This window comes from Chryseobacterium sp. A301 (assembly GCF_054489425.1).
Window position 1 is genome coordinate 1 of the sequence record NZ_JBTMWY010000008.1, and the last position, 14045, is coordinate 14045.

General features: G+C 33.0%; 16 protein-coding genes. All 16 read left to right on the forward strand.

The annotated features are described in order from the left end of the window. Positions 1–385 precede the first annotated feature (385 nt). The 16 genes from ACX3PU_RS10090 (at position 386) to ACX3PU_RS10165 (ending at position 13880) form a co-directional block, all read left to right on the forward strand. Positions 386–604, forward strand: coding sequence for a helix-turn-helix transcriptional regulator (locus tag ACX3PU_RS10090; protein ID WP_459084914.1), 219 nt, complete (start codon positions 386–388; stop codon positions 602–604). Next, positions 597–1826 (forward strand): DNA cytosine methyltransferase, encoded by a 1230-nt coding sequence (locus ACX3PU_RS10095; protein ID WP_459084915.1) that lies wholly within the window; start codon positions 597–599, stop codon positions 1824–1826. Before ACX3PU_RS10090 ends, ACX3PU_RS10095 begins: the two co-directional genes overlap by 8 nt. Continuing rightward, a complete protein-coding gene (locus tag ACX3PU_RS10100; protein WP_459084916.1) occupies positions 1826–4417 on the forward strand; it encodes an ATP-binding protein in 2592 nt (863 codons plus the stop codon). The genes ACX3PU_RS10095 and ACX3PU_RS10100 overlap by 1 nt, the downstream gene beginning before the upstream one ends. Continuing rightward, positions 4414–5115: a hypothetical protein gene (locus tag ACX3PU_RS10105; protein ID WP_459084917.1), complete on the forward strand. Its 702-nt coding sequence runs from the start codon at positions 4414–4416 to the stop codon at positions 5113–5115. The genes ACX3PU_RS10100 and ACX3PU_RS10105 overlap by 4 nt, the downstream gene beginning before the upstream one ends. After that, on the forward strand, positions 5112–5747 hold the full coding sequence (locus ACX3PU_RS10110) for a hypothetical protein (RefSeq protein ID WP_459084918.1): 636 nt from the start codon (positions 5112–5114) through the stop codon (positions 5745–5747). Before ACX3PU_RS10105 ends, ACX3PU_RS10110 begins: the two co-directional genes overlap by 4 nt. After that, entirely contained in the window at positions 5728–6003 is a 276-nt protein-coding gene (locus ACX3PU_RS10115) for a hypothetical protein (protein WP_459084919.1), read from the forward strand. The genes ACX3PU_RS10110 and ACX3PU_RS10115 overlap by 20 nt, the downstream gene beginning before the upstream one ends. A 112-nt stretch (positions 6004–6115) precedes the next feature. Further along, positions 6116–6961, forward strand: a complete 846-nt coding sequence (locus tag ACX3PU_RS10120) for an alpha/beta fold hydrolase (protein ID WP_459084920.1) — start codon at positions 6116–6118, stop codon at positions 6959–6961. Then, positions 6962–7453, forward strand: coding sequence for an RNA polymerase sigma factor (locus ACX3PU_RS10125; RefSeq protein WP_459084921.1), 492 nt, complete (start codon positions 6962–6964; stop codon positions 7451–7453). It abuts the gene before it with no gap. Next, positions 7443–7994 (forward strand): hypothetical protein, encoded by a 552-nt coding sequence (locus ACX3PU_RS10130; protein ID WP_459084922.1) that lies wholly within the window; start codon positions 7443–7445, stop codon positions 7992–7994. The genes ACX3PU_RS10125 and ACX3PU_RS10130 overlap by 11 nt, the downstream gene beginning before the upstream one ends. A gap of 245 nt (positions 7995–8239) precedes the next feature. Beyond that, a complete protein-coding gene (locus tag ACX3PU_RS10135; RefSeq protein ID WP_459084923.1) occupies positions 8240–8521 on the forward strand; it encodes a DUF1272 domain-containing protein in 282 nt (93 codons plus the stop codon). A gap of 382 nt (positions 8522–8903) precedes the next feature. Then, on the forward strand, positions 8904–9482 hold the full coding sequence (locus ACX3PU_RS10140) for a Crp/Fnr family transcriptional regulator (RefSeq protein WP_459084924.1): 579 nt from the start codon (positions 8904–8906) through the stop codon (positions 9480–9482). Continuing rightward, positions 9479–9964 carry an SRPBCC family protein gene (locus tag ACX3PU_RS10145; protein ID WP_459084925.1) on the forward strand — a complete coding sequence of 162 codons (486 nt, stop codon included), beginning with the start codon at positions 9479–9481 and terminating at the stop codon, positions 9962–9964. Before ACX3PU_RS10140 ends, ACX3PU_RS10145 begins: the two co-directional genes overlap by 4 nt. Positions 9965–10257: 293 nt before the next feature. Continuing rightward, a complete protein-coding gene (locus ACX3PU_RS10150) occupies positions 10258–10608 on the forward strand; it encodes a helix-turn-helix domain-containing protein (protein WP_459084926.1) in 351 nt (116 codons plus the stop codon). Then, positions 10601–11671: a DNA cytosine methyltransferase gene (locus tag ACX3PU_RS10155; RefSeq protein WP_459084927.1), complete on the forward strand. Its 1071-nt coding sequence runs from the start codon at positions 10601–10603 to the stop codon at positions 11669–11671. Before ACX3PU_RS10150 ends, ACX3PU_RS10155 begins: the two co-directional genes overlap by 8 nt. Continuing rightward, positions 11661–12920 carry a DNA cytosine methyltransferase gene (locus ACX3PU_RS10160; RefSeq protein WP_459084928.1) on the forward strand — a complete coding sequence of 420 codons (1260 nt, stop codon included), beginning with the start codon at positions 11661–11663 and terminating at the stop codon, positions 12918–12920. Before ACX3PU_RS10155 ends, ACX3PU_RS10160 begins: the two co-directional genes overlap by 11 nt. A gap of 6 nt (positions 12921–12926) precedes the next feature. Next, on the forward strand, positions 12927–13880 hold the full coding sequence (locus tag ACX3PU_RS10165; RefSeq protein ID WP_459084929.1) for a restriction endonuclease PLD domain-containing protein: 954 nt from the start codon (positions 12927–12929) through the stop codon (positions 13878–13880). Positions 13881–14045 lie beyond the last annotated feature (165 nt).

The following is a 14045-nucleotide window of genomic DNA, read 5'->3' on the forward strand; positions in this document are numbered from 1 at the left end:
AAAAGCTACCGGAGGTTTAGTTCAACAGTGTATTTGTAAAAAACGGGGTTGAATTTTTCCTTTGAGAATTATTTTTTTTATATCCGCAAAAATGCTTTTCATCTTTCAATTTTTAGTAATTTAGAAATCTGAAAAAGCATTTTGCTCCGCGGGGGTTTTCCTTATCACTTTTGGTTTGCAGTAGCCCGTTCTTCGCAAATACTTTTTCCGTTATCGCTCAGTGTAAAAGCCAGCCGCACAAACAGCACATTTGGTTTTTTGCCGACACAAAAGCCAACGCTGAAAAAACCAAAAGAGCTGTTTTTTGCCAACGCTCGACAGAAAAACAGAAAAAAGTAAATTTTATTCCAAATATGTTAATATCTTTGCGTAAAACAAAAACATCTTGACAAAGATTGAAATAAATAGAATCAAGGTAGCTCTGGCAGAGACTAGAAGAAAAAACAAGTGGTTAGCTGAACAACTTGGCAAAGATGAATCAACCATATCTCAATGGTGCTCAAACGCTAGGCAACCATCATTAGATAACTTGCACAAAATTGCACTTGCACTGGAAATAGACATTCGAGAACTTCTAAATCCGACAAAAAATAACAATGACTAGAAAAAAGACATATATAGACCTTTTTGCTGGTTGCGGTGGACTTTCTCTTGGATTGTTTAATACAGGATTATGGAAAGGTAAGTTTGCTGTTGAAAAAAGTCCAGACGCTTTTGAAACGCTTCAATATAACTTGATTGATAAAAAAAATCATTTTGATTGGCCAGACTGGTTGCCAAAAAGCAACCACGACATAAATGATGTAATCAAATATCACAAGGACAATTTAAAATCACTTAGGGGTGAAATTGACCTTGTGGCAGGTGGACCGCCTTGTCAGGGATTTTCAACAGCAGGACGAAGAATAGAAGGAGATTCAAGGAATGAATTGATAAAGTCTTACATCAAATTTATTAGACTAGTTCAGCCAAAAGTAATCTTCTTTGAAAATGTAAAGGGCTTTACCCAGAAGTTTGACAAGAATAAAATCAAGGGGAAAATCTATTCTGAATATGTAACTAATGCACTCGAATACGATTCTCCTAAAGGCGATTTCCAAGGATATAAAGTTGAAGGAAAACTGATTGATTTTTCAGAGTTTGGAATTCCACAAAAACGAACAAGATTTATTCTAGTTGGTATAAGAAAAGATATTATAAACCAAGTAAATCGGAACGGTTTTTTTGAACAAATTCAAAAACAAAAAGAGACTTTTTTAATTAAAAAAGGTATTGGATTGACAAATTCGTTGGAGGACGCTATTTCTGACTTGCAAAAAATTAACGAAATTGTTTCACCCGATACAAGTTCATTCAAAGCAGGTCTATATAATCCAATTCAATCCAATTATCAAAAACTACTAAGAGATAAAGCTGTTTCAGAAATTCCTGATAGCCATAGATTTGCGAAGCATAATGAAGATACTTTAATAAAATTTGAATTTATCCTTAAAAATGCTGAAAAGAACAAAACGCTATCAAATGAATTAAAAGAAAAGTTCAATCTAAAAAAGAGAACAATAATTCCATTATCTGGCAAAACACCTACTCCAACTATTACTACTTTACCAGACGATTATATACATTACTGTGAACCACGAATTTTCACAGTTCGGGAGTATGCAAGAATTCAATCATTTAATGATTGGTATGAATTCAAAGGTAAATACACTACTGGAGGTAAAAGAAGAACCCAAGAAGTTCCGAGATATTCACAAATTGGAAATGCTATTCCGCCACTTTTTGGAGAGCAAGCTGGTATAACTCTAAATAAAATTATAGGATAATGGCTGAACAAAACGACTTACATTTCAAAACGAATGTTCAGCTAAAAAGCATTATTGGGAAAGACCTTATTAATGATGATAATATAGCTATTTTAGAATTAGTCAAGAATTCTTTTGATGCTGATGCTAAACAAGTTAAAGTAAAATACTTTAACCTTAAAAAAAGTGATGATAAAGAAGTAGAACATTTCTCATCAAATACTTCTCGATTAGTTATTCAAGATGATGGAATCGGGATGGATATTAATGATATTAGAGATAAATGGCTAAATATTGCTTATTCAGAAAAAAAGACAAATAAAACTCAGCATAAACGTAGAATGGCTGGTGCCAAGGGTGTCGGCAGATTTTCTTGCGATAGACTAGGCGAGTATCTTAATCTTTATGCCAAAACGAGTAAGGATGCAAACTATTGTAAGCTCTCCATAGATTGGAAAAAATTTGAGATTGAGGATGAAGACAAAGAAATTCAATCCATACCATTAAAATATGAAATATTGACTCCAAATGAATTTCAATCATTAGGGTTTTCAAATTTCGAACACGGAGTATTACTCGAAATAATAAAATTAAGAAGTAACTGGGCTTATCCGCTTTTAGACAAAAACGGAAATGTGACAGACTGGGATGTCTCAAAATTTGTTGAATTAAAAAAGTATCTAGAAAAACTAATTAATCCCAATCAAGCCTTTGAAAGTAATGATTTTGGGGTGTATATAGATGCTCCAGAATTTCAAGAGGAAAATAATTTACTTGATGACAACTCAAAATTCATTGGCAAAGTCGAAAATAGAATTTTCGAACACTTAGATTTTAAGACTACTAGTGTTGAAACATACATTACAGATGGAGGAAATGAGTTATTCACCGAATTAAAAGATAAAGGAGAAACTATTTTTTGGATTAGAGAAAAAAATCCATTTTACCCAGATATAACCAACGCAAAAGCTACTGTATATTATCTAAGTCCATATGCAAAATCTTTTTTTACAAAACAAACTGGTATAAGATCAGTGGATTATGGTTCAATATTTTTATTTATTAACGGCTTTCGAGTTCCACCTTATGGAGAATTAGGGAATGATTGGCTAGGCCTAGACCAAAGAAAGGCACAAGGATATAGTAGAAATATTGGATTACGAGAATTAGTAGGTCAAATTGAAATACTTGATGAAGGAAATGAATTTCAAATAGTATCAAGTCGTGAAGGCATAGTTAAAAACGAAAGCTACAAAAGCTTAACACAGTCAGAGAAGAACAATAGTTTTTTTTTCAAAGCATTTCGGAGGTTAGAGCGTTATGTGGTGGAAGGATTAAATTGGGATAGTGCACCAGAGCACGAAGATTTATTAAAAATTCATAAGAAAATTGTCAGCGGAGAAACTACTGAAGATGATTTAGAATATTCCGAAGACTTAATAACGAAACAAAAAAGGGTTTACTCTGCAATACACAATATTATTTCTGCAAAATCAAATGAAGTAATTGAATTATACATAAATGAGAACCTAATAACCCAAAAGATTGAAGAGGAAAGAGAAACCTCTGAAAGAGAATTTAATCAACTTATTGAAGATTTTAGTAATAAAAAAATTGATGCAGACACATTAAATAAAATACTTCATAAAAAAGCACAAGAAAATGAAGAATTAGAAAAGCAACTCAAGGAGTTCTCAAAGTACACTACTAACGAGGCTACATCTAAAGCTATATTAGAATTACAGGATTATAAAAATACGGTTGAGAAGCAAACTCTTTTAATTCAAGACTTAAAAAATCAATTAGAGGAGTTAAAACAACAAAAAGAGACAGCTGAAAAGTCCGCAACAACATTAAAAGAAAAGGTTCATAAAGTAGAAACTGACTTAACAATAGAGAAAGAAAAGAATTTATATCTATTGGCAACTCGCAGAACATTAAGTCCAGATGCAGATGGATTAATTCACACCATAAAAATCAACAACGTAGAAGTTCGTGATGGTATAGAGAATATAATAGATGACCTTACTGAGAATGACTATGATGTTCAGGATTTAATTAAGAGACTTGGTTTTTTGAAAATTTGTGCTGAAAGATCTTTGAAAATGGCTGAATTTGTAACAAGAGCAGATTTAAAAGAGGATATTGAAAAAAAGGATGTTGATGTTGTTAAATACATTGTTGAATACCTCTCGCTTTATGGTGACACCTTTTCTGATAATTTAACTTTTTCATTCTCTAACAGCAATGAACAACTATCAAAAAATCTCAGTGTATTAAATATGTCCATTATACTTGACAATTTAATAAGCAACTCTGTAAAATGGGATGCAGATAAAATTCAAATTGATTTTGAAAAAGTTAATGAAAAACAGCTTTTAATATACTTTTCTGATAATGGGAACGGACTTTCTGATAAGTTTATAAAGAATTCTGAAAAAATATTTGAACTATCAGTAAGAGATACACCACCTTCTGGATATAGTGGCTCTGGCATAGGGTTATACTATACAAAAAACTTACTTAATGAAATGAATAGTGATATTGAGTTTATAGGTAATGAACGTAAACTATCTGGAGCAACATTTAAAATTACAATAAACACAATATGAGTGTAAAGAGACTACTATATATTGATGATAACAAGATTGATTCTCAGATTGAAAACTTGAGAAAAAAGCTTAAACGTTCTGGAATTGAACTTGTAGAAACCTTTTTAAACTTAGGTGATGATAAATTTAAAATTCGTAATAACGAAAATGGAAAAATAGTTTTAAATTTCCCTATAATAAAAGAGTATATAACTTTGAATCTATTAAATGAGAGTTTTGATATAGTTGCTTCGGATTACGATTATTCAGATGATTCTTTAGATGGCTATTCACTTCTGAAATGGATTATGAATGTTAGTAGATCTCAAAGGCTTAGAATTAGAAGAGCGAAATTTTGCTTGTATTCTGCACAGCAAGACAAACTGGTGGAACGATTAGATTCTCCAGCCAAGATCAAAGAGTTAGTTAAGTTAAAAATTGATGATTTTATAAATAGAGATAATTTGTCAGAAGACTTAACTTCTATTCTTACTAAACAAAAAGAAAATTATGTGTTCCCTGAACATATTGTAAAGTATCTTGAAAAATTTCCAGAGCAAAAATTCAGAAACACATTTCCTAAATTTAAAGAGAAAACTTTATCGGAAATTGCACACGAAATAGATAAAGATTTACCAAATGGCGTTGAATTTCAAAAATATATAGTTGAATTGACTGTGGCTCATTTAATTGAACTCAATAACTTTCCAAAAGAGTGATTAAAATAATTATTTCAATAGACGATTCTACTCAATTCCTGTATGAGATAATCAGTAACCTGAATAAAAACGGCATTGTCTTTAAGCTTTATGAGATTCAGCCAAATGAAGAATCTTACTTGAAATGTTTTGAAGAAGTTTCACATTTTGATAAGGATTCGATAATAATATTTTTAGGTCACGGGCAATCTAATCAATTGTATGGTGGTGAGATTTTAAATTCATTTCCTAAACAGCCCTTTATAAAATTGAATCAAATGAATATTTTTCAAGAGCAATATTTATTTCTTCTCGCTTGTGACTCTGCCGATCTCATAAAAAGTTCATTCAGACAATCAAAATCTAAGAAATCTATTGGATTTGGCGGATTACCTACCTCCCTTGAAGAAGTAGAGAAAGATAAAAAGTTATCAGCAGAAGGTATATCTGAAAAAACAATTCAAGATTTCAAAAACGAAATTGTTTACACGGTTTCAACTGCATTGGTTTTACATCACAAAGATTTCAATAAGTTGTCTGACTACTTGACACTTTTACTTGACCAGAGAATTAATAATGCTGTTTTAGTGAGTAAAGACAGGAATCTTGCCGATTTACTTTTTAAGATGAGATATGAAATGGTATTATATTGATAAATCCAACGCTTCACAGCCACACACATTGCCAAGCCGCTGCACCCAACGCAAAACCCAAGCTTGGCAAAGAGTGTGTCTGTCCTACCGCACTACCAGAACGACCGACAATCAAACGGACGAAAAAGAACACCGAAGCGATAACATCACCTATACGCAAGCAGGGGTTTCGTGCTTCGTAGGACAGGTAAGTTGTAAAATTAAAGTTCAGTTCTTCGTAGGAAGTTCAGTGGTGAAAATCCCTGCCTGCGTATAGCTGAGAACCGTTGTGCTCCATGCTAAAAAACTCCCCGAACAAAAAAGTATAAAGATAGAGATGTAACATTTTTGAATTTCTGCATCTAAAGGAAAATTTAAATTCAGAAATTATGAAAAACATCTTTTTAGTTCTAGCAATCCTTTTTTCTCTGTCAACTCAGGCACAAGAAACCAATCAATCCATTCACGTAAAAATTATAGGTAAAGGTAAACCTGTACTATTAATACCCGGTTTTACTGTACCAGGCGAAAGTTGGGATACTATTGTTAATCAATTAAAAGATAATTATGAGTGTCATGTAGTCACACTTGCAGGATTTGGAGGAAAAAAAGCAATTGATTTTCCTTGGTTATCACAAGTAAATGACGGTCTCGAAGAGTATATAAAACAAAACCAATTGACAAATTTAACTGTTATAGGACATAGTTTGGGCGGAACAATTGCTGTATGGCTTGCAAGCAGAGAAAACAATGAAATTTCTAAAATTGTATTGGTGGATGCACTTCCTGCCGCAGGTGCAATAATGTTTCCAAATTTTAATCCTGAAGATTTAGCCTATGACAGTCCTTTTAACAACCAACAATTGTCTATGAGTGAGAGTGACTTTGAACAAATGGCTCAAACTATGGCTCAAGGAATGAGTCTAAATCCTGAAACTCAAAAACGAATTAAAGATTGGATAATTTCGGCAGATAGAAAAACCTATGTTTATGGATATACCGATTATCTTAAATTAGATTTGAGAGAGGACTTAAAAAACATATCAATCCCCACAACAATAATAGCTGCAGATAAACCATTTGGAAAAGAAATGGTTACGCAAACCTACAAAAGTCAATATGCTAATTTGGAAAAATATGATTTGATAATTGCAGATAATTCTGCACACTTTGTAATATTCGACAAACCAGAATGGTTTATGGAACAAATTCAAAATATTTTAGCATCACATTAAATGAACCTAGAAAAACGATTCACAGAAATATATAACGCACATGCTTCTAAAGTATTCCGATTATGTTTGGGTTACGCTTCTGGTAATGAAGATTTGGCAAAAGAGTGGCAACAGGAAACCTTTATAAAAGTTTGGCAACATAGAAAAAGCTTTAAAGGAAAATCCTCGATAGGCACATGGATTTATAGAATTGCTGTGAATGTATGTTTGGCTGATTTGAGAAAAACCAATCCGCACACACAAGTTAATAATAAACTGCTTGTTACAGATTCCGTAGAGTCGGAACACACAAAAAAGGAAGAACAACTAGAACAAATGTACCGTTGCATCAGCCAACTTACCCAAAACAACAAAACCATTATTTTGATGGAACTAGAAGAAATTCCTCAATCAGAAATTGCTGAAACCGTCGGCTTAACAGACGGAACATTAAGAACTCGACTAAACAGAATAAGACAATCACTTTTAAAATGTATTACAAATGGAAAATGATAAATTAACTCAATTGTGGAGTCAAAACAAAGATAATTCCACCATTACAGACGCTGAAATCATTATCAAAAAAGCTAAAAAACAACGCTATGGACAATTTATAGCAATAGCAGTAATGTCTTTAACAGTTTTGATATTGTTAACCTACTCTATTTATACTATCAATAATCAATGGAATAATTTTACTCTTGGTCTTCTATTAATGATTTCTAGTCTTACTTTCCGTATTATTTTAGAATTCGTTTCACTTTATCAAAAAGAAAATCAATTAATTTCATTGGATAACATTTCTTTCAAAAAATACTTAAAAAAACACTACAAACTAAGGTTAAAAGTAAATTATATCCTTACACCTATATGCTTTGCAATATACGTTTTTGGATTTACAAAACTGTTGCCCTATTTTAAACGAGAGTTTTCAGAAGGTTTTTATACTTACATTCTAACCTCTGGAATTGTCTCACTTTTTGTATTAGCAGTAATTATTGTGAAGAATGTACTAAACGAAAATGATTTTTTAAAGAAACTTAATATCGAGTAAACGAACTAATTTAAATGACCGAAAGAAAGCACGAGAGCACAACATCGTGTTTGCGAAAGAGCGGGTTAAGTGCTAAACTCAACTTCTGTACTTTCTTTCCGCAAAAACCATTTTTTATTTTTTTGTGTAAATTTGAAAAATAAAAAAATGGTTTTGCTAACGTTGGTGCAAAGTTGAAAGTTAGTGTTTTTTACCTCGTTCCTTCGCAAACACGCGGACCGTTGTGTGTCATTAAAAGAAACTAAATGTTAGAAATAAGAACTACTTGTGAAAATTGTAAAAAGGAATTACCTAATGAAAGTTCAGAAGCAATGATTTGCACTTATGAATGTACATTTTGTAAAGATTGTGTTGACAATGTTCTAAATAATGTTTGCCCCAATTGTGGCGGTGGATTTGAGAAAAGACCTACTCGACCTAAAGGAGAATTAATTAAAAACCCAGCAAGGAAAGATATTATATATAAGCCAGCAGAGAAAAACCAGTTTTTAGAAACAAATAAAAATATTGACCCAAGAAAACGGTAATACTGAATTTTATGATAGCAGACACACCAAAACCGCCCTAAAAAAAATGGAAACAAAACGCTGAGCATTTAATTGCGCAAGAGAAAGGACGAAAAGAATGGTACAAAGAATATAAAACAAGAATATCTAAAGTTGAAAGGGATTACGGATATGATAAACAACAATAACGAACACACAACAAGGGCTACACGTAATGCGGGCTGAATTTCTAACCCGAAGATTTGTGCTTCTATTCCGCTCGCAGTTTGTATATTTATTGCAAGAAAATAACAAATATAAAAACGGCTCGCTACCGTTTGTGCGAACTTGAAACTTTCGGCTTTTAAAATCCCGCACTACGTATAGCCTAGACCGTTGGCAGTAATGTAGACAAAAACCCGAAGTGAAAGAATTTAACGAAATCATAAAAGCAAATTTTGGAACGTTAACGAATGAAGAAATCGAAATTCTTCGTTCGCATTTTTACGAAGAAGAATTAAGCAAAAACGATTTTTTCACACAAACGGATAAATATTGCAAAAAACTGAGTTTGGTAAAATCAGGACTTTTACGAATTTACAGACTTTCTGACGGGAAAGAAATTACGCAATGGATTTCAACCCCGGATTACTTCGTAACCGAAATTTCAAGTTTCTTTTTTGACCAACAAAGTAGATTATCAATTCAAGCATTGACAGATGTGGAATTGCTGACCATTGACAAAAAAAGCTATTCGGATTTAAGCAAAGAATTACCGAAATGGAAAGCAATAGAAACACAGTTTATCGCCAAATGTTTCGCAATTCTCGAAGACAGAGTTTTTTCGCATTTATCATTGAGTGCCGAAGAAAGATATAACTTATACTTTGAACAAAACAGAGAGCTTTTTAACCAAGTTCCGTTACAATATATCGCTTCAATTTTAGGAATGTCAGCGGAAACATTCAGTAGAATAAGAAAACGACAAGCCGAAAATTCTTGATTTTTGTCAAGAGCTTAAAAAATAAAACAGTCGACCTTTGTACAAAGTTTAAAACAATGACAAAGGAAATAAGAACAGAAATTATCATAAACGCAAATCCCGAAAAGATTTGGGAGATTTTAACCAATAAAAACGAATATCCAAATTGGAATCCGTTCATTAAAAAGTTTGAAGGAAAACTAAAAGTTGGCGAAGGACTAAAAGTAATTATCCAACCTGAAAATTCCTCGAAAATGACTTTTAAACCAACAGTTTTGGAATATGAAGAAAATAGAAAACTTAAATGGAAAGGGAAATTTATAATCGGTGGACTTTTTGACGGAACGCATATTTTTGAGCTTATCGACAACAAAAACGGAACAACAACTTTCAAACAAAGCGAGATTTTTGAAGGTGTTTTAGTTCAGTTTTTTAATTTGGACAACACAATAAAAGGATTTGAAAAATTGAACATTGAACTCAAAAAACAAAGTGAAAAATAAAACACTACTGCCAACATTGTATAAACGCAATAGCGGTTTAAGTGCTAAATCGAAAGTAATTTTGTAAATTCAACGTCAGTTATAAACCGAAGGTTACGGCTTCAAAATCCGCTACTGCGTTTATACGAGACCGTTACCACACATACTAAAAAGCCAACCGCACATTTCAGCACATTTGTTTTTTCCTACGCTTTACCCAAACACAAAAAACAAAAGAGCTGAAATTTTTCCAACGCACTTGACCCTAAATTGACAAATTATTTTTACCTTTGCCTAAAATAGGTCAAACCATAATGAGTAAAACCCTAAATATGACAAGTTTCGGCAACTTCATTAAAGTAGAGCGAGAGAAAAGAGAATGGACTCAAACTGAATTTGGTGCAAAAATTGGCATTAATTCAAGTGCTATAAGTCGAATTGAAAATGGAACAAAAAAATTCAGTATTTCAAAGCTGAAACTACTTTCGGACGTTTTACAGATTGACACTCAAAAAATCAATGATTTATTTTTTGCAGATAAGTTTGCTCGTGAAGCCTATAAATACAAGTGTTCTGACAATGTATTTACAGTAGCAGAAGGAACAGCAACTTATCTAAGAAGTATTAATACAAAACAAGGAAAAATAAACTTTGACAATGAGTAGAAAATTAACAGCAATAGATTTATTCTCAGGGTGTGGTGGCTTTTCATACGGCTTCCAACAAGCGGGTTTTCACGTTGTTTTGGGTGTTGACAATACTGAAATTGCTCTGAAAACATTTGAGAAGAATCACAATAATTCAAAAGCACTTTTACTTGATTTACACAAAGAAAGTGCAATTGATAAAATAGTTAAAGAAACAAAAAATAAAGAAATTGATGTCATAATTGCTGGACCACCTTGCCAAGGATTTTCTCTTACGGGAACACGCAACGAAAATGACGAAAGAAATTCACTTTTCTACTCTGTTTTTAGACTTGCAGAACGACTAAACCCTAAAGCAATAATTATTGAGAACGTACCGGGATTACTAAATTTATATGGCGGAAAAGCAAAAAAGGAAATAATTCGACTTTGTGACGAAATGGGTTACAATTGCAACCCAAAACTACTTTTTGCTCCGGATTATGGTGTTCCTCAAATTCGCAAACGAGTATTTTTTGTTGCTCTAAGAAAGGAGTTTGGAGTTTTTGAATTTCCAGAGCCAATTTTAAAAGAAGAACAATATATAGGCTGCGAAGATGCTATTGGCGATTTACCTGACCTAGTAGCTAACCTTGGAAGTGAAAATTTAGAATACGACAAGAAGCCATTTAGCAATTATCAAAAAATGATGCGGAATGGAAATAAGGTTTTGAAAAACCATACTGGAACACAACATACAGAACACGTAATAAATGTAATTTCTCTAGTTCCTGAAGGTGGTAACCATAAAGATTTACCTCCTGGTGTAGGAGATTCTAGAAAATTCAATGAAGCTTGGACTAGATATCATAGTAAAAAGCCTTCAAAAACAATTGATACTGGACACAGAAATCACTTTCATTATAAATGGAACAGAGTTCCAAGTGTTAGAGAAAATGCTCGTCTTCAATCTTTTCCTGACGATTTCGAGTTTCTAGGAAACAAAACTGAACAGTATAGACAGGTTGGAAATGCTGTGCCGCCACTATTGGGCAAAATACTTGGAGAACAACTTTTAAAGCATTTGAATTATGAAGTTTAATGTTATTGATTTATTCGCAGGTTGTGGTGGTTTGACTGATGGTTTTCTTCAAACAGGTAGATTTAACACATTAGCAGCTGTTGATTGGGAATACCCAACAGTTCAAACATTAAAAAAACGTCTAATTACAAAATGGAATTATGACTTTGATGATGTCAATGTATTGCATTTTGATATCCAACGCACAGACGAACTGATAAATGGATATAATGACCCTGTTTTCGGAAGTAGCGAAGGTGTTGATTCCTTAGTTGAGAATAAATCTGTAGACTTAATTTTAGGTGGACCGCCTTGCCAAGCATATTCTATTGCTGGTCGAGTTCGTGATGAAAATGGAATGCAGGACGATTACAGAAACTATCTTTTTGAGAGTTATGTAAAAATGGTTCAGCATTACCAACCTAAGGCTTTTGTTTTTGAAAATGTAGAAGGCATTCTATCTGCAAAACCAGGGGGAATACAAATTGTTGACAGGATAAAAATTGCATTTGAAGAAATTGGATATGAAATAACAGACAATTTAAGGTCAAACGCACTTTTTGATACTTCATACTTTAATGTTCCACAGAAAAGAAAACGAGTAATAATTTTTGGAGTTAAGAAATCGGAACATAGTGCCTTAACTGTTAGAAATTTTTATGCAAGACTCAAAGCAAAGGCATCCAAAAATCCAATGTGTTCAAAAACAGCATTTGACAATCTTCCTAAGATATTTCCTTGTCAGAATAGCACAAAACATTCTCATTCTATAAAACTGAATGGCGTGCCATTACCAAAGAACCACGAACCACGTACACACAGCAATAGAGATATAGAGATTTTTAAACTTTTAGCAACTGATATAAAAACTGGAGAAGAAAAATATACTTCAAGTCAAGCATTAATACAACTTTATAAAGAAAAAACAGGAAAAGATTCCAATTTTCATAAATACCACGTTATTAGAGAAGACAAACCAAGTAATACTATCCCTGCACATTTATATAAAGATGGTTTAAGACATATTCACCCTGACCCAGAACAAGCTCGTTCAATTACAGTAAGAGAAGCTGCAAGATTACAGTCTTTTGATGATGACTTTGAATTTTTAGGTTCAAAAGGTGACCAATACAAAATGATTGGAAATGCAGTGCCACCAAAATTTGCAAAAATTATTGCTGAAACAATATTAGAGATTTTTGAAAACGAAAATGAAGACCTAACAATAAAAACAGGACTTTTTAAAAATGAATTTACAAACTCAATTTAGGATAATATGCTCTATACAGAAGACTTAGAAGAATTAATATTTCATAGGCATCAAATGCACGAAACAGACGAGCTAATTGTCCTGTCGGGTTATTTAGGTCCAAGACCTGTTGCAAGACTAGAAGAGTTACCTTTCAATTCTACTGTAATTTATGGAATGTATGGCTCTGAAGGTATTAAACCTACATTGCACAACTCTCTTACTACCATACAAGGTAGTGTTGCTAACCTGAATATATTTTACTCTCAACTTCCAGTTCACTCAAAATGCTATGCTTGGCGTAGGCGGGGTGAAATAATTCACGCTTTGGTAGGCTCTGCAAATTTTTCTGTTAATGGGTTAACTACACCATTTAGAGAAGTCTTAGCTGAAACAACTTTTGACACTTTCAGACCTTTGAACGCCTACATTCAGCACGTACTTAATAATTCTATATCCTGTCTAGAGATTGGAACAGAGAGAATAATTGAATCTATTATAAACGCTGAGTTCTGTAGTATGTCTTTACTTGGTAGAGACGGAGAAGTACAAAATGCAGCAGGCTTAAATTGGGGACAAAATCCAAATAATCATACAACACCAAATGACGCATATATTGCGCTGAGAACTCAACACATTAGAGATTATCCGCATTTATTTCAACCAAAACAAATGAATCCACAACATCTTGACAACCGAGGAAGAATGCAAAGACATAATGACTCAATTGAAATTATCTGGGATGATGGCGTTACTATGGAAGGACTTTTAGAAGGTTCTCAGCCAGTAAATGGAATGATTTATCCAAAACAAATTAGCTCTTTTCCCGCAAAAGCTGAACTCGGAGAATACATTAGAACTAGAATTGGTGTACCATTAGGTCAACCAGTAAGGAGACATCATTTAGAGAGTTATGGCAGAACTGATATTCAAGTTTCACTACTTGGAGACGGAGTATATAAATTTGATTTTTCAGTATGACCACCCTAAAAGCCATACACATTGGCAAGTCGCACAAGCCAACTCACAAGCCAAAACTTGCCAAAGAGTATGTCTTTGCCAACGCTGACAAAAACGAACGAAGAAGAAGTACGTGTGGTAACATCACCTATACGCAAGCAGGGGTTTCGTGCTTCGTAGGACAGG

Excerpts from the sequence above, each read along its gene's own strand:
- ACX3PU_RS10130 (WP_459084922.1), top strand. The coding sequence starts at position 7,443 with ATGGAAAATGATAAATTAACTCAATTGTGGAGTCAAAACAAAGATAAT.
- ACX3PU_RS10100 (WP_459084916.1), top strand. The coding sequence starts at position 1,826 with ATGGCTGAACAAAACGACTTACATTTCAAAACGAATGTTCAGCTAAAA.
- ACX3PU_RS10105 (WP_459084917.1), top strand. The coding sequence starts at position 4,414 with ATGAGTGTAAAGAGACTACTATATATTGATGATAACAAGATTGATTCT.
- ACX3PU_RS10120 (WP_459084920.1), top strand. The coding sequence starts at position 6,116 with ATGAAAAACATCTTTTTAGTTCTAGCAATCCTTTTTTCTCTGTCAACT.
- ACX3PU_RS10125 (WP_459084921.1), top strand. The coding sequence starts at position 6,962 with ATGAACCTAGAAAAACGATTCACAGAAATATATAACGCACATGCTTCT.
- ACX3PU_RS10095 (WP_459084915.1), top strand. The coding sequence starts at position 597 with ATGACTAGAAAAAAGACATATATAGACCTTTTTGCTGGTTGCGGTGGA.
- ACX3PU_RS10155 (WP_459084927.1), top strand. The coding sequence starts at position 10,601 with ATGAGTAGAAAATTAACAGCAATAGATTTATTCTCAGGGTGTGGTGGC.
- ACX3PU_RS10150 (WP_459084926.1), top strand. The coding sequence starts at position 10,258 with ATGAGTAAAACCCTAAATATGACAAGTTTCGGCAACTTCATTAAAGTA.
- ACX3PU_RS10115 (WP_459084919.1), top strand. The coding sequence starts at position 5,728 with ATGAAATGGTATTATATTGATAAATCCAACGCTTCACAGCCACACACA.
- ACX3PU_RS10165 (WP_459084929.1), top strand. The coding sequence starts at position 12,927 with ATGCTCTATACAGAAGACTTAGAAGAATTAATATTTCATAGGCATCAA.
- ACX3PU_RS10135 (WP_459084923.1), top strand. The coding sequence starts at position 8,240 with ATGTTAGAAATAAGAACTACTTGTGAAAATTGTAAAAAGGAATTACCT.
- ACX3PU_RS10160 (WP_459084928.1), top strand. The coding sequence starts at position 11,661 with ATGAAGTTTAATGTTATTGATTTATTCGCAGGTTGTGGTGGTTTGACT.